General features: G+C 49.6%; 13 protein-coding genes. 5 read left to right on the forward strand and 8 right to left on the reverse strand.

Annotated elements, in window-relative coordinates:
• Window positions 1-74 precede the first annotated feature (74 nt).
• The gene (locus IM638_03125; protein ID MCA6362001.1) at window positions 75-2,864 is read left to right on the forward strand and encodes a hypothetical protein; all 2,790 of its coding nucleotides are present in this window, start codon (window positions 75-77) and stop codon (window positions 2,862-2,864) included.
• Between the two features lie 255 nt (window positions 2,865-3,119).
• Here IM638_03125 and IM638_03130 read toward each other — a convergent pair whose 3' ends face one another.
• The 6 genes from IM638_03130 to IM638_03155 all read right to left on the reverse strand — a co-directional run bounded on the left by IM638_03130 (window position 3,120) and on the right by IM638_03155 (window position 14,444).
• Window positions 3,120-4,367: a peptidoglycan DD-metalloendopeptidase family protein gene (locus tag IM638_03130; protein ID MCA6362002.1), complete on the reverse strand. Its 1,248-nt coding sequence runs from the start codon at window positions 4,365-4,367 to the stop codon at window positions 3,120-3,122.
• 250 nt (window positions 4,368-4,617) lie between these two features.
• Window positions 4,618-5,577, reverse strand: a complete 960-nt coding sequence (locus tag IM638_03135; protein ID MCA6362003.1) for a cytochrome-c peroxidase — start codon at window positions 5,575-5,577, stop codon at window positions 4,618-4,620.
• A 106-nt stretch (window positions 5,578-5,683) separates the two neighbouring features.
• Complete coding sequence (locus tag IM638_03140) at window positions 5,684-8,179, reverse strand: DUF2341 domain-containing protein (GenBank protein MCA6362004.1); 2,496 nt, start codon at window positions 8,177-8,179, stop codon at window positions 5,684-5,686.
• A 162-nt stretch (window positions 8,180-8,341) separates the two neighbouring features.
• A complete protein-coding gene (locus IM638_03145; GenBank protein ID MCA6362005.1) occupies window positions 8,342-10,531 on the reverse strand; it encodes an endonuclease in 2,190 nt (729 codons plus the stop codon).
• A gap of 33 nt (window positions 10,532-10,564) precedes the next feature.
• The gene (locus IM638_03150) at window positions 10,565-13,441 is read right to left on the reverse strand and encodes a TonB-dependent receptor plug domain-containing protein (GenBank protein MCA6362006.1); all 2,877 of its coding nucleotides are present in this window, start codon (window positions 13,439-13,441) and stop codon (window positions 10,565-10,567) included.
• A 70-nt stretch (window positions 13,442-13,511) separates the two neighbouring features.
• Complete coding sequence (locus tag IM638_03155) at window positions 13,512-14,444, reverse strand: T9SS type A sorting domain-containing protein (GenBank protein MCA6362007.1); 933 nt, start codon at window positions 14,442-14,444, stop codon at window positions 13,512-13,514.
• 659 nt (window positions 14,445-15,103) lie between these two features.
• Here IM638_03155 and IM638_03160 point away from each other — a divergent pair.
• Window positions 15,104-16,078, forward strand: coding sequence for a deoxyhypusine synthase family protein (locus IM638_03160; GenBank protein ID MCA6362008.1), 975 nt, complete (start codon window positions 15,104-15,106; stop codon window positions 16,076-16,078).
• 69 nt (window positions 16,079-16,147) lie between these two features.
• Here IM638_03160 and IM638_03165 read toward each other — a convergent pair whose 3' ends face one another.
• The gene (locus tag IM638_03165; GenBank protein ID MCA6362009.1) at window positions 16,148-19,567 is read right to left on the reverse strand and encodes a PKD domain-containing protein; all 3,420 of its coding nucleotides are present in this window, start codon (window positions 19,565-19,567) and stop codon (window positions 16,148-16,150) included.
• A 321-nt stretch (window positions 19,568-19,888) separates the two neighbouring features.
• Between IM638_03165 and IM638_03170 the strand changes: the two genes are divergently transcribed.
• Entirely contained in the window at window positions 19,889-20,434 is a 546-nt protein-coding gene (locus IM638_03170; GenBank protein ID MCA6362010.1) for a putative metal-dependent hydrolase, read from the forward strand.
• A 5-nt stretch (window positions 20,435-20,439) separates the two neighbouring features.
• Here the strand turns inward: IM638_03170 and IM638_03175 are convergent, their stop codons facing one another.
• Window positions 20,440-21,045 (reverse strand): Crp/Fnr family transcriptional regulator, encoded by a 606-nt coding sequence (locus IM638_03175; protein ID MCA6362011.1) that lies wholly within the window; start codon window positions 21,043-21,045, stop codon window positions 20,440-20,442.
• A gap of 463 nt (window positions 21,046-21,508) precedes the next feature.
• On the opposite strand from IM638_03175, the gene IM638_03180 reads away from it, so the two are divergent.
• Together IM638_03180 and IM638_03185 are read left to right on the forward strand one after the other, a co-directional pair.
• A complete protein-coding gene (locus tag IM638_03180) occupies window positions 21,509-22,945 on the forward strand; it encodes an ATP-binding protein (protein MCA6362012.1) in 1,437 nt (478 codons plus the stop codon).
• A gap of 39 nt (window positions 22,946-22,984) precedes the next feature.
• The coding region (locus IM638_03185) for a DUF4157 domain-containing protein (GenBank protein ID MCA6362013.1) at window positions 22,985-26,747 on the forward strand (3,763 nt) is incomplete at its 3' end.

Genomic DNA, 26,747 nt, shown 5'->3' on the forward strand with positions numbered 1-26,747 from the left:
TTATGTGATTGTCATTAATACCTAAATCGTTTTTGATTTTTTTGTTATTTTAGCCATGCTCAATACTTATTCCAATGATCAGCACGTTAAGGCACATAGGCTGTGCACTTGCTTTATTTCTGCTAACTCAAACACTACAAGGTCAGTGTACAGGCGGAACCAATGCAGGCGCATTATCGCCGGCACCCGCTGCGGCGTTTCAAACAATGAACGTAAGCACAGGTAATTATTACACGTTTGTAGTTCCGGCCACCTGCTTTCCTACCTACACGTTTTCTTTCTGTGCTGCCGATGGGAGTAACGCCACATTTGATTCGCAGATTACCATCCTCGACAATGCCGGAAATCCTGTTCCCGGTGGTTACAGTGATGATTTTTGCGGTGTACAGTCGTATGTGACCTGGACACCCACTGCCGGGGGCACTTACCGTGTATTGGTAAATACCTACTTCTGTTCAACAGGTAATACAGCACTGCTTGCATACAGAGCCGTTGCTCCGGCCAATATGGTGTACTCATCTTCAACAACCGTGCAGGCATCAACTGCCAGTGTAATGCGATGTGATTTTGACCAGCCGGTTATTTCTCTGAATGTAATTACTACCGGATCCTGCAATGCATTAAGCCTGAATCAGCTTTCAATTAATATGACGGGTTCTACCATTCCGGGAACCAATACGAATGATGTAACCCGCATCCGTATTTATTACACCGGAACTTCGGCCACCTTTCAGAATATAAGCGAATTTCAAACCGGTGGTGCTACACCGGCTACCGGCACAATTACCTTTAACGGCAGCCAGACGCTGCAAGCAGGTACCAATTATTTCTGGATTGCATACGATTTGAATGCAAGCACGGCCACAATAGCGAATGTAATTGACGCCCAATGTGTATCGTTCAGAATAGGTACAACCACCTATACGCCTGCTGTTACCGCTCCGGCCGGGAACAGGGCTATTGCGGCCTGTTCTTCCTATCCCGGTGCCTCATCTGCAAATTTAAGATGCTGGCTACGCGCAAATACCGGCGTAACCAGTTCAGCCGGAGCGGTTACACAATGGAACGACCAGTCGGGAGCAGGAGTAACAGGCAATTTTATTGTGCAACCCGGTACACCTGCACAAACCAGCCCCACGCTGGTTAACAATGCCTTAAACAATAATCCGTATATCTCATTTAACGGAACTACCAACAGCCTTGCCAGCAATAATTTGTTTACCGGCAATTCGCTTTTCAGTACCAACAACAATACTGTGTTTCAGGTGCACAATCTGAAAGCCGGAATCGTTTATTTTAAATGGGAAACGGCAAGTAGCGGTAGTTTCAGATTTGGCTATGAGAATAATGCCGGGAGTCCGCGTTTTGATTTTGTGGATGATGTCGCTGGCAGAAATACCAACACCACAACCAATGTGCTGAACCGTGATGTGCTGGTGCGCACAACCACAACTGCTGCATTGTCTGAGGTTGTGCTGAACAGCAATGTCTCCGGCTCACTCACGCTTTCCGGCTTAAATTTCAGTCCGGGCACTACTACCCGAAGGCTTTGTATTGGTAATAATGATATCAGCACAAACAATCTCCCGACACAAATTGATTTTGCAGAAATACTCGTTTACAATACACTGCTCAACAGCAGTGAAATACGTCGTGTAGAAAGTTATCTGGCGGTGAAATACGGCATTACGCTCAAAAACAATCAGGGGAGCGGAGCGCCTTACGTGTATCAGAATAGTGCAGGCACTTCGATATGGGGCGGAAACACCAGTCAGATCGGCTATCATAACAATGTAACCGGTATCGGGCGCGATGATGCATCGACGCTCAATCAAACTACATCGCGTGGTGTGCTTAGTTTAAATCCCTCGGTTGATCTGGTTACGATTACCACCGGTACTTTTGCTGCACCCGCAGCATTCAGTGCAAACCTGTCCACACTCATCATCGGTCACAATGCAGGCGCGCCGGTTTCTATTGTGGGCGATCCTTCTTTCAGCAACGTTCCTGCATCGCTTGGTACAAATGCCGCACGTATTCAACGGGTTTGGCAGGCGCAGGCTACCAATTTTACACAAACAGTATCGGTAGGTTTTGAATCCACATTACTGGTGGCCTATACACCGATCACCAACCTGCGTTTGCTGGTTGATAATGATGGCAATTTTGCCAATGGCGGAACAACCATTTATACCGGTGCTGTGCTCAGCGGAACCCGGATTCAGTTTTCGGGTATCACCAATTTGGGTAATACCGGCAATCTGTACTTTACACTTGCCACAGTAAACTACACGGCCACGCCGCTGCCGGTTGAATTGTTGTCTTTTACTTCTGCCTGTGTGGATAATGTGGTTGAGCTTCGCTGGAGCACAGCTTCCGAAAGCGAGAACAATCACTTTACCATCAAACGCAAAACCGCATCGGGCAATGTGTTCGAAACAATTGCCACGATCAGTGGCAGTGGAAATTCCATGCAGCCGGTTAATTACTCCTGGTTCGATAATGCACCTCTAACGGAAGACTGTTATTACATACTCGAACAAACCGATTTTAACGGACAAACCACACGGCTTTCCTTAATATACCGCGAAGCCTGCGTAACCGGTGGTTCAAACGTGGTGCTTTTCCCATCGCCTGCGAGTGAAGTATTGGGAATTGGTTTTACGCTGGATGAAGATGCGCCTGTGTATGTGGACATGTTTGATGCCACCGGCCGAAAGGTGCGTTCTACACTGAATTTCTCCGGTATGGAGGGGCGAAATTTCGTGGAGATGAATATTCATGATCTGGCTCCCGGTGTATATATGCTGCAGCTTGTGGTAAATAATGTGCCTCTTCAAACCCAGTGTGTGGTGAAGCAATAGTGGAAAGGCTCACTTGTGTAAGCTGCACCCGGATAAGCGCCGCTGACTGCAAACCGCGCAGATGCTATTTTCGTTTAACTTTTGATTCTTGGAGACGTTATTTACGGGCATGCGTAATGATTGCTTTGCCACGGGCAGTAAATCAAGGGCGTATTCTCCCGAAAAAATAAATGTAAGTAACTGCTGTGCGTGCCCTTTACCGGCATAAAAAAGGCTGCCTGAATATGAGGCAGCCTTTCAAACAAAGCAGATTATTTACTTCACCCTTAGTTTACGTCCGATCTGGAGCGTGGTGGTTGATTTGATGCCGTTAAGTTGGCAGATTTTCTGAACCGATGTGCCGTATTTCACGGCAATGGCCGAGAGTGTATCGCCTTTTTTAATGGTATAGTACACGGCACCACCTTTGGGGGCGGTAGCAGTGGTTGTTTTCTTGGCCGTTGTTTGTGCCGTGGAGGCTGTTTTTTGCGGCACATTGTTTACTGCCGGTGTGCCCGGGTTGGGAGCAGCTGCGGGGGCGGTACTGTTGTTGCCGGGCACAACGGGTTCCGGAAGTTTTGCCATAATGGCTTTGGCTTCGGGGGTGGCGTAGTGTGCTCCGCCGGGTGTGTAATAGCTTACACGGGTGCGGCGGCGCGAACGGCGTACTACTTTGTGCGTTTCGGTCAGGTACTTGAAGTGCGACTGTGTGAGATACAGGGTATCGGTGCGCAGGCACTGGTTGCGGAAGTCGATAATCATGTTCGGGTCGATGGGCTGACCGCGGAAACGTACTTCAAAGTGCAGGTGGCTGCCGTGCGAGTGGCCGGTGTTGCCGCCTAGTCCTACGAGGTTGCCTGCTTCCAGTTCCTGACCGGGCTTTACGAGCAGTTTTGAAAGGTGGGCGTAGTAGGTTTCGAGGCCGTTCTCATGACGCACCACAACAAGGTAGCCGTAGCTTTTGCTGTATTGTGCAATGCGCACCTTGCCGTCGAACGCACATTTTACCGAATCGCCGGTTTCGAGGTTAATGTCGATACCAAAGTGATAGCGGTAGCGGCGAAAGCCGAAATGCGAAGTGGGCTGGCCGTTAAACGGGTGCGTGTAAGTACAGTGCGCAGGGTCGTAGAGCGGAACGGCTACCGTATCACTGAAAAGTAATGCGTCGAACTTGGCCGAATGTACCGAAGCGGTATCCCAATCGTCGTAAAACTCATCGCCCTCTTCAAGCGCTTCGAGCGGGGTAACGGTTTGTTTCACCACAGGTTCGCCGGCCTTCTTAGGTTCACCGGTCGAATCGGAGGAGTCGCGCAGGGCAGCAGCAATTACCGGAGCATAAGGCTCAGTAGTATCTGCACGCAAAGCGGCAACCGTATTTAACGATGGTTCTGTGGTATCGGAGACAATTGCCGAGCGTTTGGCTACAGCATGCGGCGGATCGCCGGCCGTAGCGGCCAGCTCATGTCCCAGGCTGAGCAACAGCAGGGACAACGCCGAAGTAGTGATGTATGTGCGGAGTTTCAAACCGGTTTCTACTGTCAGAGTCCATATTTCTGTTGAAAGTCGCGCTAAAATACCTACTTAATCTTATCCTGCAACTTTTTTTCGCCAACATTGGGCATTTGATAAATGTCTGTCAGGGCGGAAAATGAGTTATATTTCTGATTATTAGGTATTTAAGATATATTTTCTTTACGTTAAACCGGTCAAAAGAATTGTTAAAATTCGACCAATGAAAAGCTTCGGGCGGTAAAAAGACTAAAAATGAACGTGCTTAGCGGGTGTTGGTAAACTGTTCATTGGTGAGTGCGCGGAGGAATGCTTCGAGGTCGTTTTTCTCTTTTTCGGAGAGATGGAGGGGCTGTATGAGGGTGTCGGTATTGATTGCGTCGGGTACAATGTGCTGAGGTTCATTGTAATAGTCTATTACTTCGCGCAATGTGGCAAACATGCCGTTGTGCATGTACGGGCCGGTTACCGCCACATTGCGCAGGCCGGGTGTTTTAAACCTGCCTAAATCGGTGCTGTCGCGGGTAATCTCAAAGCGGCCGCGGTCATTCAGGTTTTTGCCGTTGTAAAGGCCAATGTTGCGGAATTCATCCTGGGTAAAGTCCACGCCCTTGTGGCAGTCGAAACATTTGCCTTTGTTGTTGAAAATGTCGCGGCCGCGTTTGGCGGCTTCCGAAACGGCTGTGCTGTCGCCCCGCATGAATTTGTCCCAGGGAGCGTTGGTGTTCAGAGTACGCTCAAATTCAGCCAGTGCAAAGCCCAGATTCTCTGCCGTGGCCGGGCTGCGGAATATTTTGTAGAAAGCCTGCCGGTAAAATTCATCGCCATTAAGCCTTGCCAGTGCCGAGTCGATGGGCAAAGCCATTTCAAGCGGATTGGCAATTGGCCCCAGCGCCTGCTCCTCAAGTGTGGCCGCACGTCCGTCGTAGAAAAGAGGAGAATGCCCTGACAGGTTCATAACTGAAGGAGTATTCCGTGCGGCAAATTTTCCTCCAACACCTGTATTAAAAGGTACGGTATCCGCAAATGCAAGCTCCGGGTGATGACAACCATCACAGGCAATCGTGTAATCCAGCGAAAGCATTAATTCGGAAAAAAGCAGTTTCCCCAATTCAGCCGCCGTGCGCGGGAGCCGCCGCTTGCCGCGCTCCGCCGCCGAATCGCCCGCAAATAATAAAGGCCAGAGCAGCAGCAACGGAAACAACAGATAGACCAGCTTTTTCACGACACAAAGATAAAACGACTGGGCATTAGTAAAATCAGATCTTCGTTATGAAAAGAGCGGCAGTCCAACCGGACTGCCGCTCTTTATAATTATGGTCAGCAAAAAATTACTGCTGAATCACTACCTGACGCGAAGAACGTTTTCCGTCGGCGCTCATCACTTCAAGCAAATAAATACCATTGCTCAGTGCACCGGTGTTTAGCTCTGTGCGTGTTTCGGTGCTGGTAGTGGTAAGTACAATGCGGCCACGGCTGTCGTAGAGGCGAATGGTAGCCTGACCATTCAGCTGGCTTTCCACAAAAAGTTGCGTGCCGGCCGGGTTCGGATATACATTCAGCGAAAGCGTTTCGTTTTCATTCACACCTACACAGGCATTCACCGTCATTACAATGGATGCGGAGTTTACACAGCCATTGCCATCGGTGTACGAATAAGTTACCGTGTGCGTGCCCACACCTGCAGAACCGGGGTTGAACTGGTTGTTTACCACGCCGGGGCCGCTAAGCACACCGCCGCTCAAAGGCATTGTGTTGAATCCCGACGGGCCATCGTCAACGCACACTGTGGTGGTGTTGCTGGCAATCTGCACGGTAGGCAGCGGGTTTACGGTTATGGTAGTGGTTGTGGTGCTGGTGCAGCCGTTGGGGTCAGTACCATTAATCTGTATCGGACCTGAAACAGCGGGTGTGAGCGTAACCGTGGTGCCGGTGAGGTTGCCGGGTGTCCACACATATGTTGAAGCGCCGCTTGCGGTAAGCACGGTGCTGTTGCCTGCGCACACGGTTGTGTTGCCGCTAACGGTAATTACAGGCAGCGGATTTACGGTCACGTTTACCGAGTCGCTGCCCACACATCCGTTGCTGTCGAGCACGTTTACAGAATACATCTGGGTTGAAGAAGGTACATCCGAAATAGAAGCGGTAGTATCGCCGGTGTTCCATAAATACGACACCGCAGCCGATGAGGTAAGCGTTACCGGTGAGCCAATACACACTGCTGTATTGCCCGAAATGCTAACCGCAGGAGCGGGCAGTACGGTTACAGTTACAGTGTCGGAAGCAGCGCAACCGTTGTTGTCGGCCACATCCACGCTGTAGGTGGTGGTAACGGCGGGTGCTGCAGTGGTAAATGCGGTGGTGTCGCCGTTGCTCCAGATATAGAAGCTGCCGCCGCTTGCGGTAAGTGTAGTGGCATCGCCGGGGCAAATGCTGGTGTTGCCGCTAATGCTTACAACGGGCAAGGGCAGCGCGGTAACGGTTAGCTGCATGGTTGAACTGCAGCCGGTGCTGTTTTCGGTGCCGGTAAGCGTGAATGTGGTGGTGCTGTTAACCGGAATGGTGATCGGATTGCCTGAATAGCCACCGGGTTGCCAGTCGTATGCATCAGCACCCGTTGCGGAAAGTGTCACCGAGTCGCCTTCGCAAACAATGTTGCTTGATGTGGCAGAGGTGAGCACCGGACGCGGCGGTAAAATAATTTGTACCGAGTCGGTAACAATACAGCCTTGCGGGTTGGTTACTGTTACCGTGTAGGTGGTTGTAATGGTTGGCGAAGCCTGAACCTGTCCAATGTTGGTAGCATTGAGTGTAGCGCCGGGCGCCCAGCTGTAGGTAAACGGACCTCCGCCCGAGGCAGTATCGCCAATGGTGTAGGTAGGAATGAGGCACGATCCGGAGATATTGCTGCCGGCTTCAAATGCAAATGCCTGTCCGGGTGTGCCCAGTGTAAACGTGGGGGCAGGTGTCACATTCTTTTTGGTCCAGTACCACATATCGGGGTAACCGTAGTGGTAATTGGATAATGTACTTGTGGGGAATGTGTTTTGCGTGCAGCTGTTACAGTAGCGCATATCGCCGTAGGTAATGTGCTGACCTATTTGTGAAGATGTACCGAAGTAGTAACCATCAGACGCACCCTGGTACAGTTGCAGTAAATACTGTGTGCCGCCGGTAAGCCAGCGCGGATTGGCCAGTGCACCGTAGTTGTACTGTGCGGCCGGTCCTGAAACCTGAATCTGTTCGAGAATAGCCTGCGAGGTAAAGTTGAACAGCGTGATAAAACGTGTGGTGCCATTGGGCTCGCGCTTGCCGAAGTGTGTTACAAGCAGATCTTCGTTGGGTGTGAAACGGAAACCGCGCTGCGAGTTGGTTGCACCACCCGAACCACCAGATGCTACACTGTCGGTAGAAGAGTGGGGGCCTACGAATGTGCCCTGTACCGCTGATGCAGAAGCAGCCGAATTATTGCTGTAAAACATATAAATGGTGCGGCTTTGTGAGGCAAAAAGGGTGTCAATTTTTACCCAGGCCACAGTAGCGGAGGTGTTCAGCGTAGCAGGCTCAACCCAGAAATTGTACAGTGTGCTGCCGTTGCATTGTTTGCCAAAACGGATATCCGCACCGTTGCTTTGCATTTGCCCGGCTGCAATGAGTGTTTGCGAATCAAACACCACACGCATCTGGTAATTGGTAATGGTTTGCCCCGAGTTTTCAGTTACTGTAATCGGGAGAAGGCGAGACCAGCCTGCAGGTTGCGCAAATAAGTTGATGCCAACCAGCAGTAATACCGATAACACCCAGATTTTGGGTAGAGTTTTTCGCATGTTTTTCAAGGGTTTGGTTAAGGCTGCTAAGGTAGTGCATTGCCTCCTGATTGGGAATAGATTTATTCAGGTATTTCTCTCCGGTTTTGATTTCCTCATCGCTATAAAAAAACAGAGCCGGTTATTGTGAACCGGCTCTGTGCGAAAAATTTCCAAGTGCAATTACTGTAAAATCAGTTTTTCAGACACTACCATTTCTTCCTGCACAACCTGAATGGTATAAACACCGTTTGCAATTTCGCTGAAATCAAGCGCAAACAAATTGCTTCCGGCCGATGCCGCATATTGCTGTTCAAACACTACGCGTCCGGTTACATCAATAAGACGCACCTGAGCAGGCGCATTCACAGTGTTGGTGTAGAAGAGCGAAAACTGACCGGCCGTAGGATTGGGCCAGAGCCCCATCTGTGCCCGTACTGACTGATTTTCGCCAATACCAACCGTAGAGCAGGGCAGCACAGGACCTGTAATTTTTGTCATGTTTGAGAAGTCGATGTAACAGGCATAATCCACGCTGTCGATAAACGGATTACGGTTGCCCTGCAGCGAGTCGATATAGTCGTTGCGTGCAATTTCACGTGCATCCGGCGGATCCTGATAGTGCCAGGCTTTGAGGATGTTCTGATCCTGTCCATAGCTCATGTTAAGGATCGGGTTGGGCAGTGCCCAGCTTTGGTTGGCGGAGTTGTAGCAAACGGCCATGTAAAACAGCGCGCGTGCGGCATCGCCCTTTTGTTCGTCGCGTGGTTCAAACACAACCAGACCTTGTGCATTGGTTCCTACTTTGCAGCCGAGATAAGTTGTCGAGGCATTTACCACTTCGCCAAGCGGCAGGTTGCTGCGGAGTGCGTTGGCGTTGTTCTGGTTGGTAGGAAACAGGTTGAAGTAATCACTGTATTCGGGGTTGCTGGTGTTGCTCGGATAGCCGGGCATCCAGCTGTGTGCATAAGTGTGCTCGCGGCTGAAGGTTGTCCAGCCAAACGGCTCAGTGTAAATCAGGTTTTCGCCCGAGTACACACAGGTTACCACGCGCTGGCCGTTAATGGTATCGCGCGCCCAGAAACGGGTTACCATGCGCGGGGCATAGTTGCTGTAGAAGTTATCGGTGTGCGGGTTAGTAAGTGTGGTCAGATCGGCAATAAATGTGGGGGCAGCGGTGCTGATGGTGCTGTAGTAGTTTGCGGGCTGCATTGAGCCGGCCGACATAGCCATGCCGGTAAGCGGAGTGGCGCCGAGATAGTTGCGGTACTGGCCGGGGCCGTTGTATGAAAATACAGCGAAGTAATAATCCTGTGCAGCGCCAATGTAGTTGGCCCAAAAGGCCGTTGCTGTTCCCACAAAAGCTACCTGCGAACTACCTACCACATCACCCACACCATACACCGAACCATCTGCAGGCACATCGGTTACAGGAGCGTCGTCGCGGCGAAGTACCAGATAACCGTCGCAAGCCGGGCTGGCGGCTGTAAAGTTTACCTGAAAGCGATATGATTTAACGTTGGTGTAGGAAAGTGCCGTGGCTGATGCTGCGGGCTCGGTGGCAAAACCACCGCCGGCGCCGTTAATATTAATGATGTATGCAGGCTCATCGGCATCGTCGCTGTTGATGGTCAGTGTGGCTGTGCGTGTGCCCACTGCGGCGGGCGTGAAGTCGATGTTCAGTGCAGCACTGCTGTTGGCCGATACACTGCTGGGATTGGTTTGCAGCACAAACTCACTGGCATTGGTACCCGTAATGGTGATGCCCGAAATGTTGAGCGTGTTTACCAAACCAAGATTGGCCAGCGAAAGCGCAATAGGCGTAGTGGTAGATACCGGCGATGCTGCCCACAGTGTGCTGCCCGAAGGAATCGAGGAAGAACCCGACAATACATCAATTTCCTGACTCGGGCCTGCTGCAGGCACATCAAGCAGTACATCATCAAGACCTACGTTGCCGGAAACTTTAGTGGTGTAGAAAAAACGCACGTAACGTGATGCTGCCGCAGGCAGGTCGGTGTATTGTGTGTAGGTAGATGAAAGCGTACCCGTAAAGGTGCGCAGCGTGGTCCAGGTATTCCCGTTTACAGATTCCTGCACTTCAAACGTGCCGCCGGAGAAACTGTTGCCTGCAATGTAGTAGCTCAGCGGCCCCGGAGCCGAAGCAAACCAGATTTGCATCCAGTCGCCGGTGTTGTCTAAACGGCAGGCCGGAGGTGTATTACCCGATCCGGTGTAAAAGCCGGTTCCGTTGTTTGTCCATCCGTTCGGATAGGTAGCTGTGGTAAAACTCCAGCTCGTGGGCAGTGTGGTTTGCGCAGTTAATGCCTGAATGGTGCAGAGGGCAAACAGCGCAAGGATGATTTTTTTCATTTCTTTTGGTTTTGGAGTCTTTATTAACTAGGATCAGAAACTTATGCGTACACCTGCCGTCCATCGACGGCCCATGCCCATGTACACAAGCGCCGACGAAGCATCGAAGAATGTGCCGTTCTGTCCGTCCGTAATGTAAACGGTATTCAGTGCATTCAGCAGCGACATATTTACGCTCATACGTATGCCGCGGCCATTATCGCCTAGCTGAGTTTCACGGAATTCATAGCCGGCAAAGAAATCAACCAGTCCGTAACCCGGCAGCTGATACGATTCGCGGCGACGGTTATCTACCGTAATATCGCCCTGTGCATCATACTCTACCACCAGTGTAAGCGGATCAAGGTTAGCCCAGTGACGGTCGAAATACGTGTAACGGCCTTTGATGTAAAACCGCTTCACCGGCTCCCAACGCAGCGAGAAGCCAAGCTGAGTCTGAGCAGCATCGCCCACATGCACACCACGCGCATCAAACTCTACTGAATCAACCAGCGTTTCATCCTGATCGTAGATATAGGCTTTCTTGGCCGAGTTGTTGCGCCAGTCGCCGAGCGACATCAGTGCTTCGGCCGAGAGGTTGTGCATGATTTTCCAGTTTACATCCAGTTCAATGCCTTTGTGAATGGCATCCATTCCGTTGATGTTATAGGAAAACACATCGCCGGCAATATTCAGGGTGGGTGTAAACTGCGGCGGTTTGTTTTTCCAATAGGTGTAGTACAAATTCAGGTTGGCTGCAATTGTTTTGTGTCGCGCACCAAAGCCTGCTTCAAATGCATACACCTGCTGGTTTTCAATGCCTGTAAACTCTTCGTTGTTATTGTCGAATACGTTGTTGAAACGCGGCGGCATATTCATGTAGCCTACGTTGATAAAGGCATTGTAATGTTTGTTGATATTGTAGTTGAAACCGGTTTTGGCGGTAAAGCCCGGTAGCCAGATGCGGCGTGTGGTAGCTGTGCGTGCATTGGCCCACGAATATGATTTTGCGTTCACAATGGTGTAATCGCTTCCACTCTGATTATTGATAAATGTGGTGTCACCTGATACCGTTACGGTAGCTCCGTTTTGCGCAACCCCGCTTTGAGAACCGTTGGTGTAGTACGTTTCATTGTATCCTACAATCATGTTCACCACTTCTCCGTTGTCGAGAATCACATCGCGTTTGCGGAAATAATCTACACGCTGGTAGCCGGTCATTGATCCGGTGAGGGTAAAGAACGTGCTCCATTTATCGGTTTTGAATTCGCCCTGCGCAAACAAACCGCCCCACCATACCAAACCATCATTGTAATAGGTAATCTTATCGCCTTTACGTTTCATCGAATACTGCAGGTTGCCTACACCGTTTGGCTGGTTTCGGTCGGCAGCATCCACAATGTAATCGCCGCCCAGCAGGTCATACACTTCGCGGTAGTGCTCGCCTTTGTAATAGCGGGCATCCGCACCGAAAAGGAACGTGGCGTTGTTGGTGGGTTTAAATGTTGCTGTAGAAAGCGCACCCACCCATTTGTGGTTATTTACAGATGAGTTGATGTAACGTGTTGATTTGGTTTCGGTGGTGCTGTACAACGCATCAATAAATGTACTGTTGGTGTTGTAGGTGGTCTGGTAATTCAGCTGACCGGTAGTGGAGTCGCGATTTACGCTGGTGTTTAAACGTGTGCCGCCACCGGTACCGATAGACATATACACCACATTGGAGAGATAAAATTTCTCACTGGGCATCCAGTAATGCGAGAAACTGATTTGCGGTTTGTGGTAATAATTTACACGCTCGTTCAGTGTGGCGGTTTGCCCGTCGGTAGTTACATAATTGCCCCAGTGCGGATTATAGCGCAGGCCAAGTTCGCCCAGCGAAGGTACTGTGTAGCCGTTCCCGTTTGCGTAGAGTGAATCCACATCAATGCCAAGTTTTTCGGCAAGCTGGCGGTTGAGAACGCCAATAGGCATACGGTCGGTGCGCTGCCCGTGGCTTTGCGGCGCGCCGTTTATACCAAACGTGAGCAGGCTGGTGCCAATACGTTTCTGCACTTTCAGGAAATACGACCAGTTGTCGTTCCATGTATAATCAACCCAGCCGCGACCTGTGCGGCGCGATCCGGCCATGGTAATGCCCCAGCCTTTGCCAAACTCGCCCGAGTTGAAGCCAAACTGTAGTTTCTGCATGCCGTTGTTGCCCACTTCCTGACGAATGGAAAAGCCCTGTTTCTGTTCAATGCCACGCGTGAGAATGTTTATTGTACCACCCACCGAAGGCAGCGCCAGACGTGAAGCACCAAGGCCGCGCTGCACCTGCATGGTGCGGGTCACATCGCCCAAGCCATCCCAGTTACTCCAATACACCTGCCCGTTTTCCATGTCGTTTACCGGCACGCCATCAACCATCACCGCAATGTTACGCTGGTCGAAACCGCGCATGTTCACACGTGAATCGCCGGCACCGCCGCCCTGTTCGGTGGCGTATGCGCCGGGTGTGGAATTGAGCAGCATGGTTACATCGCGGCCCGCACCTTCTTCGCGGATGCGCTGTTCGTTTACATTGGAAAAGGCCACCGGCGTTTTACGGTCAATCGCCACATCAGCCACAATTTCCACTTCCTTCAGCGATTTGCTGTTGCAGGTCAGATTCACGGTCATCGATTTACCGCCAATCTTTATACTCACCGGCTCGTGTGTATAACCGGTGTACTTTACGGTAAGTGTATGCTCACCGTTGGGCAGGGAAATTTTGTACACGCCATTTACATCGGCCACCGCATATACCGACTGAACTTCGGTAGCTACAATGGCAAATGGCAGCAATTCGCCCGATGTTCCATCGGTTACTGTACCGCTGACTGTGTATTGTGCGCGGAGTCCGCTAACGGAAACAAGCAGCACAAGCAGGGAGAAAAACAGCTTTTTCATGGTCAGATGCTTCACAAAAAATGCCGATGAATGAGCTCATCAGCATTTTTTGTTTCTGGTTTTATTCGGTTCAGCGTACGCTGATTTTTGTAGTCACGCGGGTGCCGTTTGCAAGCTCGGTCTGCACCATGTAAATGCCTGCAGGCTGAGTTGTGAGGTTAAGCGTTTGTGCATTGCGCTGATCGGCTGCTTCGTAAATATTTTCAACCACCAGCTGGCCTACCATATTGTAAACCGATACGCGGGCAATATTCTGCTTCGCATTCAGCTGTACCAGGCCGTTGGTGGGGTTGGGGAATACTTTTACGTTGTTTGTGAGGGCAGCCTGTTCGTTTACACCCACGGTGCTGCAGTAGCAGCTGTGCTGACCAAGGTTGGTCCAGGTGTTCTCAGGCATTGAATCGTATTCAAGTGTAACGTTAAAGGCCGACGGATTGGTGGTTACACCCATGCCCACTGTGCTTTTGCGGGTCAGTGAGTGGTCGCGTGTCCACCACGTACCCTGCGCATCCGTGTAAGGAAACACATCAGTCCAGGCTGTACCGGGATCTTCACCGATTTTGCCAAAAATGTCAACAATCGCATAAGGCTGAATCCGGGCCAGAACAATCGCATCGTCGCCATTAAAATACATTACAGCGGTGCCGTTTACATAAGAAGCAGGTCCAACCTGATCGCCCATAGCAAGAAGAGCCGGGTCACAGAAAGCACCGTTCGCATCAGGCGTAGCCTGACCATTTACAATTATCCAAACATCATGCGAAGCGAGCGAACCCTGAAGCTGAATGCTGTCAACACCGCTGGGTGAACCGTTGCTGTAACGCACCAGACGATAGTTGCTCAGATTAACTGCATTGGCAGTGGGATTGTAAACTTCGAGTGCTTTGCTGTGTGAAGAACCCTCTACATATTCAGAAAAGAAGAGTTCAGAGCAGGGCATTGTCTGTGCAGTTGCGCCAAGTGTGAAAGCAGCAAATGCAAGGCTGAGTAAAGCTTTTTTCATGGTTTAATGGTTAGTTGTCGCTCGTTATCCGGTTTGTGAAAAAAGTAGCACACATTGCTTCAGCACGTTTCACACAAACCGTGAATTTTGCTGCAAAGGTAGGATAAGAAACCATGCTAATCAAGCCCCCGGAGCGGGTTTAATTATTCGGTAACTCCTTAGTAATGTGAAGTGTGAAAAGGGTACAGGCGAAAAATACGACAAGCGGCAGAATGCAGCCGCTTAATACCCGATGAATGGGGATAAACAGATTGATAACGTCGATAAACGGATTATAGTCGGGTCATTACCCACACCGAAAACAACAGCGTTATAAACAATGTCACATACATCGTATATATATGAATTTGTTCCACGCGCGTAATGCGCAGCATCCGGTTGAGGCGTTTAAGCATACTGGGTCGGGTCTTGAATGAACTCTTTTACGTGCTTTTTTTACCCGGGTTTCAGCCCGTTGGGGTATCCAAATCAGATGAAACGATTTCTTCCTGCAAAACAAGTGGTTAGGTTTTTGACTCCATGTTTTCGGTGCGGAGCTTTGTTTCGCAGATTATTGTTTGCCAGCATTTGTTGTTTGGGATAATTTTCAATAACATTTTTCACTCCGTCGGGGAAAATCTACCTTTGCGCCCTGATTAACCAATCTTTATCATCCTGACATGAACAAAGGACCTGTTTCGCAATTCATCGAACACCATTACCGCCACTTTAACGCAGCCGCATTGAAAGATGCTGCCAAAGGGTATGAAACTCATCTGCTTGAGGGCGGAAAAATGATGGTTACGCTTGCCGGTGCCATGAGTACAGCCGAACTGGGTGTATCACTGGCCGAAATGATCCGTCAGGACAAAGTGCAAATTATTTCCTGCACAGGCGCTAACCTCGAAGAAGATCTTATGAATCTGGTAGCTCACTCGCACTACCGCCGTATTCCCAACTACCGTGATCTTACCCCGCAGGAAGAATGGGATCTGCTCGAAAAAGGTCTCAACCGCGTTACTGATACCTGCATTCCCGAAGAAGAAGCGTTCCGCCGCCTTCAGAAACACATTTATGAACTCTGGAAAAAAGCCGATACCAACGGCGAACGTTATTTCCCGCACGAGTTCATGTTTCAGATGATTAACAGCGGTGTGCTGAAACAGTACTACGAAATTGATCCAAAAGACAGCTGGATGGTGGCTGCTGCTGAGAAAAACCTGCCCATCATTGTGGGTGGCTGGGAAGATTCAACCATGGGCAACATCTTCGCTTCTTACGTAATTAAAAACGACGTAAAAGCTACGACCATGAAAAGCGGTATCGAATACATGGTATGGCTCAGCGACTGGTACCGCCAGAATTCAGGTGGCAAAGGCGTGGGCTTTTTCCAGATTGGCGGCGGTATTGCCGGTGATTTTCCCATCTGCGTGGTGCCCATGATGTATCAGGATCTCGAATGGCATGATGTACCGTTCTGGTCCTATTTCTGTCAGATTTCCGATTCCACCACCAGCTACGGCTCATACTCCGGCGCCGTGCCCAACGAAAAAATTACCTGGGGTAAACTCGATATTCATACACCCAAATACATTGTGGAGTCGGACGCTACGATTGTGGCGCCGCTCATCTTTGCATGGATTCTGGGCTGGTAATCGTTTACCTTATACAAACAAAAGAGGCAGACCTTTTCGGGATCTGCCTCTTGCTTTTTTGTACCACCGTTATTTCACCATGAGCAACTGATGCTGCATGGTGCGGCTGCCAGTAATGCGGCAGGTGTAAACCCCGGCCGCAAGTTCGGGCAGTTGAATGGTTTCATTGCCTTTGTACACGCCACGGTGAGCCATCCGCCCTTCGGGCGAGAACACTTCAATGGTGTAGGTTTCGTTCGGGTCGGCAGAAAGTACCACGCAGTTTCCGGGCATTACCGGGTTGGGATAAAGCGCCGCCTTGCCGTAGGCGGGAGGTGTAACCACTGCGGTGGTAAACGAAAGGTTTATATTATCGACATAAATGGCCTGCCCGAAGTAGCCGCGGTTGCGAACGGCAATGAGTAAGTCGGCATTGTTCGTCCATGCGGCAAGATTGATCGTATCCGTGCGCCACTGTGAGGCGGTTGGCACAAATGTATTTGCCTGAAGCTGCGGTGCCGTAGAAAGCTGCACACCGCCTTTGAAATACACCGATGTAAATGTATTTCCGCAATCGGTTGATACAAGTACTTCAAGACTGTCCATATATTGCCCGCCGTAGGGTGCGTAGGCCACATCAAAAGTCATGAAATCGCCGGGCTGCTGGGTCATGTCCACACGTATGCGCATATCGGCAAACTGGCCCTGGGCATCGAAATTATAATTGTCGAATATGGCCGATTGTGTACTGTTTCCGAAACCACCGGCAGCCGTGCTCAGCGACCATTGCCCGGCCGAGGGAGCTTCGGCCTCCTGCCACCAGCCTGCGGGCGGGAATGTGCCCTGGTAGCTTTCGCTGAGCAGGGTGTTTTGCTGATAGGCACTTACCGTAATTACCAGCGTGCCGCTGTCGGTTTGTCCGGCACTGTCTGTTACGGTAAGTGTTACCGTGTATGTGCCGGCTGCGGCATACATTACCGCCGGATTACGTTGTGATGATGTGGCCGGACTTCCCCCGGGGAAACTCCATTGCCATGAAGCACCTGCATGGTTAAGCACTGAATGGTCTTCGAAGTGAAAACTGTCAGACACACAGTTCATCACATAATTGAGCTTGTCAACCTGAGGCTGTGCAAGCGGCGTGGCGGGTAAATCCTGAAGCTGGTTTTCCCACACACCGCGGCCGTAGGTGGCCAGTTTTATTTTACCGTCGCGGTAAAACGGTTTTGCCGAAAGCGAGTTGCAGTACGACGGAAGTCCGGCATTGTCCACCTGCCAGGAGCCGGTGGTGTTGTTGCGGTAAAACACCGATTCGTTGGTGATGCAATACAACCCGCCATTGGTTTGTGCAATGTAATGGAGCCAGCGAGGTTCCTGATTGTTCAGGTTATTATCGGTAATGTTTGTCCACGCAGTGCCGCCATTGGTGGTTACAAACACTTTGTTTCCGTTTGCGCCCGATGGATAGGCCAGCCAGAGCATGTTTTCGTCGGCCGGATTTTGTGTAATGAGCAAACGGTTTCTGTTTCCGCCTGCACCGGCCGAAGGAATGGTGAGTTGTGCCCAGGTTACGCCTCCGTCGGTGGTTTTCCATAGTTTGCCGCCGCCGCCGTGCTGGCAGGCATACATTACCTGCGGGTTGCTCCAGCAAATTTCGGTTTGAATAATTTTCTGGCTGGCATTGGTGCCAAAGGTGTGCATTAAGTTGTACGAAGCCCCGCCATCGACCGATTTCCAGAGATTATTATCGCGGCCAATATATACAATGTTCCAGCAACGCGGGTCGAAATCCATTCGGCCCGATTCGGCGGCGAAATAGCTTTCGTTTGGCCATAAGCCCACGCTGAAACGCGATATGGGCTGGCCAATGGCGGCGGGCAGCACGGCACCGCCAATGTCGGAACTGTACACCCGTTTTCCTTCGCCCGGATTGGCATAGCCCGAAGCCGGTTCGGCACCGCCAAGCTGGAGGAATTCGTTGGCGTTGTAGTTTTCGTGCCAGGCTATGGTGCCGTTGTGGTAGAGGCCGCCTACTATTACGTCTTCGTTCCAGCCTGTGCCCAATCCCCAGAACTCCGAGCCGTGTACACCATCCATCATTACCACATTATTGGCCGTAAAAAAATCTGACGACTGGCAAATGCCGCCGTCGTTGGTAATCCAGTAGCCGGTGGGTGTGGCGCGGAAATCCTGCATATCCACATGCATTTGCAGCGGGCCGCCAATGTATCCTGCCACCGACGAAAATGTAAGGCCTCCATCGTTTGAGCGCCAGAGGTTGAGACCGCCAATGAGAATCTGATCGGCGTTGGTGTTGGAGGCCATAATGGCGCAGTTGTAAAAGCCCTGGTGGTATGTCCAGGTTGGCGTTCCGTAGGCCAGGTTGGGGTGCGTGGCGGTGTAGGGGCCTCCGGCGGGGCCGTTGGGCAATGTCCAGGTGGTGCCGCCGTCGTTGCTGCGGTACACGCCTATGTAGCCGTAATCGTTGGGCTTCGAATCGCCGATGAGGTAGGCATATACTCTCAGCGGATCGGCGGGCGTAACGGCCAGCCTTGCACCCATATCCTGCCGCGCCGGATTGGTTGAACTGTACCAGCCTGTCGATTGTATGGTGTATGTGGCACCGCCGTCGGAAGAGCGGAAGAACTCGCACATTTGCTGGGCCGGATTGTTTTTAAGCACATACACAATTGTGTTGCTTCCCGGCCTGAATTTTATGTCGTAGCAGGCGGTGGTATAAACGGCAGTCCAGCTTCCTCCGCCGTTGGTGGAACGGTACAGGCCCTGCGAGCAGGCGGCCATTACTATTTGTGAGTTTTGCGGGTGTACCACAATTTCGTTTACGCCAAGGTTGTTGAGCGAAAACGATTGCGTCCAGGTAAGGCCGCCGTCGGTAGTTTTCAGAATTACATGGTTGGCACCGGCATATACAATGTTGGCATTTGCAGGGTCAATGGTAATGGCTGCAATGCCACCCAGCGGGCCAATGGCAGGTGTAACCAGCGACCAGTTTGCGCCGCCGTTGAGGCTTTTGTAAATCTCACCCGGTTCGGTGCCGCAGTAAAGTGTGCCCGGTTGCGAGAGGCTTTGGGCAATGCTATATACATTGGTTTGATCGCCCGAACGCGAGCCGTTTTCTTCCATTACTTTTTCGGCACCCACCAGAGTCCAGGTGCTTCGGCTGCGTGTATTGGACGTGGGCTGAAGCCATGCCGCGGTGCGCGCAAAATCGGGCGGCTGAATGTAACCCTGGTTATCGGTATGGTTGGCCGCTTTCAGCCGCCAGATACGGTAATACTGGGTGTGGTAATCTTTTTCAAACGGATGGGCGGAATACCAGGCATTGTAAAGACTGTCCACTTCATACACATTCGGATTACTACCGTACATGGCCTGCGCCCAGGGGGGCAGCGTTTGAATTACGGCGGGAGAAGGCGGATAAATTTCCTGCGCATTTACCATGCCAGCCAGCAGCAGGTATAATGCAATAGTCGGGAAGCGTGTTTTCATGAATGATGTGTGTTGTTAAGCACAATAAAGATGTGAATTTTCCGGCTAAGTGCCTGTTTTTTTTGAGATTGGTTTTGTGCTGATTTTTTGCCGGACGAGGCCCCGCTTGTGAGCGGGGGCAACCATATCGGAGATAGATACAGGCAAAAAACAACCAGGCAGGGTGTAAAATGAGCCATGACAAAGCCGAAGAGGCGCTATGGTAAACGTGTTTTTTTCTTTTTCAACATCAGGCTTCATTAACCGGCTTTTCATGAATTTCAGTGACGACAACAAGTAAAAAACCTCGTAACTTTAGGAACCGCAAAACCCGTTTGTTTTATGGAAACAATAAACCTCGATCAGTTACGCTTCCCGATAGGGAAATTTATCGCCCCTGATACCATCAGTGCTGCCGATATGCAGGCATGGAAGTACGAGCTGGCGCAGTTTCCGCGTAAAATTCAGGAAATTGTTTCCACGCTTGAGCTCCATCAGCTTGGCTGGCGCTATCGCCCCGAAGGCTGGAACATACGTCAGGTTATTCATCATTGTGCCGACAGCCACATGAATGCCTATATCCGAACCAAACTTTTGCTTACTGAAGATAATCCCACCATAAAACCGTATGCCGAAGCCCTCTGGGCCGACTTACCCGATACCACTGAAGCGCCGGTAGAATGGTCAATCATGCTGCTTGATGGTGTGCACCGCCGGTGGAGCCTGCTGTTCAACCACCTCACAGGCGAACAGTGGAAACGCACCTACACCCATCCGCAATACGGCAAAGTGTATTCACTTGATACCGTACTTGCGCTTTACGCCTGGCATTGCCGCCATCATCTGGCGCATATTACCCAGGCACTCAAAGCCGGCGGGACTTACTAAGCTATTTATATCTGCCCTGCAATACGTTTGCGGATACGGCTCAACGATTCAGGCTTTACGCCGATGTAGCTGGCAATGTGGTATTGCGAAACACGCTGCAAAAGCGCCGGGTGCTGATTAATCAGTGTAAGATAACGCTGCTCGGCACTTTGTGAAATCCATTCCGTATGCCGGGTTTGTTGCGCAAAAAAAGCTTCCTGCACAATACTCATCGCAACCGATTCAAAACGCGGAAATTTTTCGAAAAGCTGCCGGGCCGTTTTCTCATTGCCCGTAACCACAAGCGTACGCTCCATGCACACAAGCCCGGTAGGCGAGGGTTGTGCCGTTTCACCATCGCCGGGCGAAAGCACCCATTCTTCTTCCGCAAAAAAAGCCGTTGTCACCTCATCGTTACCGGTCAGGTAATAACTTCTTACAAGCCCTTCGAGAATGAAATACGTTTCGCGCAGCATTTCGCCGGGCGATACAAGTATGCGGCCCCGGTCAAACGTCTTAACCTGCATGCTTTCGTGAATGGCTGCTTTTTCCTCCGCAGTAAGCTCGCCGTATTTCGAAAAATGACGGCTGAATTTTTCTTTTAGTGCTTCGGATATTGTTTCGGCTGACATGCCTTAAAGGTAATTATTGATCGGGTTGAATTTTCAGTAATCCAATAAACTTATTTTTAGAAGATAATTAATGGAATAATTATTATAATATTTATATGGATTTAATTTTTGTGTGTAAATACCCTTCACCAACCCGTTTGGTGAACAGGCAAGCTGTAATTTCTGAATAAATGCAAAAAACGCGTATTTGTTTAATTTATATCAACAAATAACTACACTATAAACAGAAAGATGATCTGTAAATTTTTGCCCTTTTTAAAATACCTAAAATGTTGCAATTGAGTGATTTGATGTTTTTGAAATGCCCAAAAGGTCTGTGAATTTTTGCGAATTTTTCTATTGACAACGGCTTTTTGAGGGCAGAACTTACAGGGGAAATAATTGCTTTACGGCAATCAAAGTCTGAAGAAAAATAGACGTCAATTAATTAACCCTGTTTCCTCAATTTAAGTGTTGTCAGCACATGTACATCCACAATCACCCTTCAAACAGTCCGTTTCTTTATGAAGCGGAAGGAAAATTCACAGCCACCGCATTTGAGGCGTATAATGAATTACTGCGTACAGAAATAGACTGGCTGGTGCGGGTTATGCAGTTGCGTTTTCCGAAGCTGGATAACGGCACGTATGAATTTGCTTCCGATGCAAACTGGGAATCCCTTTCTCCGCCCGATTTACGCGATGGCAAAGGGCCGTATGCAGCTCTGGTAAATGCGCTCGAACTTGGTGCCGAGGAGCGCCTGCTGCTCATACTCACATTAGCAAGGCAAATGAGCCGGCACTCGCTCAAACACCTCACTGATATTCTGGTAAGTCATCCTGAACTGCAGGAAGAAACAGGATGTTATTTTGTGATGCCCAACCGCTCACTGGTATTTACATTAAATACAGTGCTCAGTCTTATTGGCGGCAATCATGCCGGAAAACGTGGCTTGGCGTTCGTGAAATTAGTGCCTGAAAGCAAGTTGGTGCGCGAACAGATTCTCGAATTTGAAACACCTCAGAATTACAGCATTCAATTCGGTGAAGGTGAAAAAGCGCCGGTGCTGGCCAAAGAGTATGTTACATTTCTGCTCAACGGAAAACCTCCCCGTCCTGATTTCGGCGATCATTTCCCGGCCAAACTCATCAGCACCAATCTCAGCTGGGATCATCTTGTGGTGCAGAAAGCCACGCGCAATGAAATAGACTGGGTGGTGCAATGGCTCAGCCACGGCAAGCAGTTTACCCAACGCGCCGGCGGCAAGGTAAACACCAGCTTTCCCGTGTTGTTTTACGGCCCTCCGGGCACAGGCAAAACAATGGCGGCAAAACTCATCGGCAAACAGTTTGGTAAGATGGTGTTTCGCATCGACCTCTCCATGATGGTAAGCAAATACATTGGCGAAACTGAAAAAAATCTTGCCCGCCTGTTTGACCGCGCACAGGGCAAAGACTGGATTCTGTTCTTCGACGAGGCCGATTCGTTGTTCAGCAAACGCACACAGGTAAGCGACTCGCACGACAAGTGGGCGAACCTCGAAACAAGTTACCTCCTGCAACGTATTGAAGAGTACGATGGCCTCTGCATCCTCGCCACCAACCTGCGCGATAATATTGATGCGGCCATGCTGCGCCGTTTTCAGTACACCATTCATTTTCCGCGTCCCACCGAAGAACTCCGCGAGCAACTCTGGAAAACGCTTTTGCCCGAAGGCTACCAGTTTGATGAACTCGACTTCCGCAAACTCCGCGTGCAGGATTTAACCGGTGCCAACATTGCCAACGTGCTCAACCACGCCTGCCTTGCCGCCGAAGCCGACGGAAGAACCGTATTGAAGAACGCCGAAATCGTACAATTCATGGCGCTTGAACTCATGAAGGAAAGCCGCACGCTGAAATCAACCGAGCATATTAAGTAAGAAGCCATCGTTAATCATTTCATTTTATCGTTTACTTGAATGTCGCACCGCCGCAATCTTTATTCCTATCACGACGATGAGCAGCACGGCTATTTCAGCACGCCGCAGCAACGCGCCGCCAAAGCAGCCAACAAAGCACAGGCCGATGCCGAGATGGATTTTGAGTATAACACATGGCCGCGTTTACAGCAAAAAATGGAAGCAGGACTTCCGCTTACAAAATATGAGCTGTTTGACGCGCGCATGTTTGGCGGGCCGCTGCACCGGACAACGATTTTTGCCTACGTGCGCGGGCAGCAAAGCAGCGAAAAACTAAGTGTGGCTGCGCCCGATTCGGCGGAGGAGAAGCAGGCGGATGCGGTGGGGAAAGCGGTAGCCACGGGCGGCGAGGTGCAAACCAATACTACAGCCCCAGAGAAAACCGAAAGTTCTTCGCTTACTGTTTCGCCGGAGTTTGAGGAGAAACTAGTGTTAAGCAAAGGCGAGGGTGAACCGCTCAAGAGTACTACACGTGCGGAGATGGAAAGCAAGCTGAATGCCGATTTGAGTGAGGTGCGCGTACATACCGGCGCTGATGCGGCAGCGATGAGTGCGGAGATAAATGCACGGGCGTTTACGCATGGGAAAGATGTGTACTTAGGCAACGGGGAGAGTGCGGAGAATAAGGAGTTGATGGCGCATGAGTTGTGGCATGTGAAGCAAAGTAATGGTGGTGAAATAATAAAACGAAAGCCCAAAAACGAACCGCTCGCCTATGGAATGCCGCCGGAAGTTATGCCCAATTGGTTAAAAGGTAAAACACTGCGATTGGATGCCGATGGTGACGGCTACCACGAAATTGAACTGATGTTGTGGTTAGACACAAACAAGGTGCTGCAGCTACAAATGCATCATCTCGACAGTGATTTCTGGACGAACATCAGTCCGTTTACTTCCAGTACAGACGCATTGGTGGTGTTTGACTATAAGGCGCTGGGAGTTGAATACCACAGTTCTCAGTTTACACCTGAAAACAAAATGATTCCGATAGCGTTCGAGAACAAATTCAAAATTTTTGATGCTGTCTCTAAGCAAAAGCCATCATATGATCTGCATGTAGGTGCCGACAAAAATTTTAGAATAAATGGCAAATATCACGTCGAAGCAGCTTCATTTAAAATTGAATTTCAACTACCTGTTTCAAAAATAAAAAAGCATGTAACGGATATTTCTTTTACCGAAACCAGAAAAAGTGAATATTTATCCGGCCCTGTATATACGTTTATAGCCGGGCAGCAGGGCGATGAAATAGAATTTCAGATAAATCGGGAATTTGGAGCATCTGTTCCGCAAGAAATGATTGACCAAAACCGTACTGCGGCATACTCCATTTACGGTTTCATGAAAATGCAGAACGATAAGATTGTGCGCTGGAAAAGTCCTGTAATGGTTTATAGCACAGACAAAATTATACCTGCTTCATTAGAGCCGGTTTATCAGAATGAGAAGATGGTTATGCTGGGTATTGCCGGTTCGGGTATTCCCGATTTTACCATTTATTATCATACACTTGCCCAAAAGAATCACTTTTTCCACACGCGAGATATTACACTCCATTTTACAGGTCCGGCAATAGGAGAAAATGACGATATAAGGTCGTTTACATTAGTAAACAATTTCCCGGTAGCCAATTCAACATTTCACGGCGAAGAGGATTACCATTCGCTATTGGAATATGAAGCGCCTGCCGAATTAGATAAGCAGCCCAAACCATTATCCATAACCGAAGATATTGCCAAACAGGAAGCCATTTTATTGCAAATGATGCAACGACTTGTGCTTGATGGCAGTATGAATCAGGAAATTTATTTAACGTGGAAAGATTACCTTCTGTCGAGAACAGTTCTGGAGGTAGTAAAAAATGCACAGATCAATAACAAAGAAGAAAAAGAAAAACGCGACGCCATTATTTTTGATGCGGCTGCAAAAGCCAACGCTTTCTCTACTGCGCTGATGCAGGTAATGAGAAACAATGGTTACTCACTTACAAACAGTGATCCGGGAAAAACTATTTTAGCTGAGAATTGGGCTAAAGAAGAAATAGAATTTGAAGAATTGCACGCCCTTTTAGATAATTATGTGGTGGCTGTTATTCCCGAAAATCTGGTGAATACCCCACCCGATTACATTCACGAATCAGCCGTATCACAATCCCCAAATACACAAGACAGCAGACAATACCGCCTCCCCACAGAGAAAGAATGGGCAGCTTATGAAACCCAAAAGAAAGCTGAAACCGACAGTGCAAGAGCAAAACTCAGAAACGAAGCACAGGCCGAGGGATTGAATGAAACGCAACAGCATGATAAACTCATTCAGTCATACAAGCATTTCTCGGCCTACCGCAACCAACTGAAAGCAATAGAAGATAAACAGCACGTACAAAAAATAAAAGCGGTATTCTATGGAACCACACCCGAACATATTGAACAGTTTAATAAAGCAAAAACTACAAATGCAGTTGCGGTACCGCTTCCAATTTGGGTGTATGTAGAAAATAATGAATGGCATATTATTGACCTGATTAATCCCCAACTGCCTTTTACAGCAACTGTGCCCTATTATCCCGAACAGGGAAGCACACCGCCTGATGCGCTTTTCGAACAACTTAATCATGAAAAGCACCTGCCCAAAGGGTATATCTATTATCAGGTGGGCGATGAGAAAAAAGTTATCATCACTAATGGCGAACAGACCCAATGGTATGATCTGCTCGGCTATATTGCCCTGGGGCTTGGCATGGTGGGGCTTACCATTGCCACTTTTGGTGCTGCACTTCCGGCCGAAATGGCCGTGGTGGGTACAGTTGTAAGCTATGCAAGTATTGTAACCGGCGCATTAAGCACAGCCGGCGATACCTGGGACAGCTATACACACGGCCAGCTTACAAACAAAACTCTCCTGCTCAATATGCTCGATTTGGCAGGGGCTTTGTTGCAACTAAAAACACTTTCGATCAGTTTGCTGCTCCGCTCCGAAAGCATGGCTGCGCAACTGCCAAAAGCGCTTAAAGCAGCTCAATTAGTTTATCTGCCGCTAAAAATTGGCGAGTACAGCACAGAAGGTATTCGCCTGCTCATCATTACAACAGATGCAGCCGAGCAGATCAAACAAATTATTGATGCTCCCGGCGACGACGAATCCAAAAAACGTGCGTTGGTTACTTTGCTTTCGCAAATAGCGCTCTCGTTAAGCATGTATATCATTGATGTAAAAGACTATGGCGATGAAGTAAACTTAGTGAGCAAAGCCGGACGAAAAACCGGAGCCGATGCACCAGCCACGCATACAGAACCGGATATAAGTGTAAAGAAAAACAAATCCGACAACGACGAAAATATTACCGGTTCAGTTGTAGAAGCAGCCGGTGAGGCGCACGAAGAAATACTTGGCGGTGAAGTAGAAAATACGGAAAACACCATACAGAAAAAAGTAATCTACGGTAAAGACGAAACTGGTTTTTACCTCGAAAACCTGAATAATCCCGGCATAAAACAACGTGTAAGCGAAGCAGAGTTCTACAACGCGCGGTTGAGCATTACCTACGCCAACAATCAAAAAACAGGCAAAATAGACAACCCCGCAAAAGTTTCTGTTGATGCACTGCTGCTGCTCATTGCCGTTGCCGACCTGAACATACAGGCCGCAAATTACCCCGCAGGCATACTTGCTGGTGTTTCTACCGCCACGCTGTTGCTCCGCAAAGGATTGAGGGGAATGATTAACAAGCTGAAAGCAAATAACCCCGGCATTAGCGACAACG

It is taken from the genome of Bacteroidota bacterium, from assembly GCA_020402865.1.
In the GTDB taxonomy this organism is placed as follows: domain Bacteria; phylum Bacteroidota; class Bacteroidia; order Palsa-965; family Palsa-965.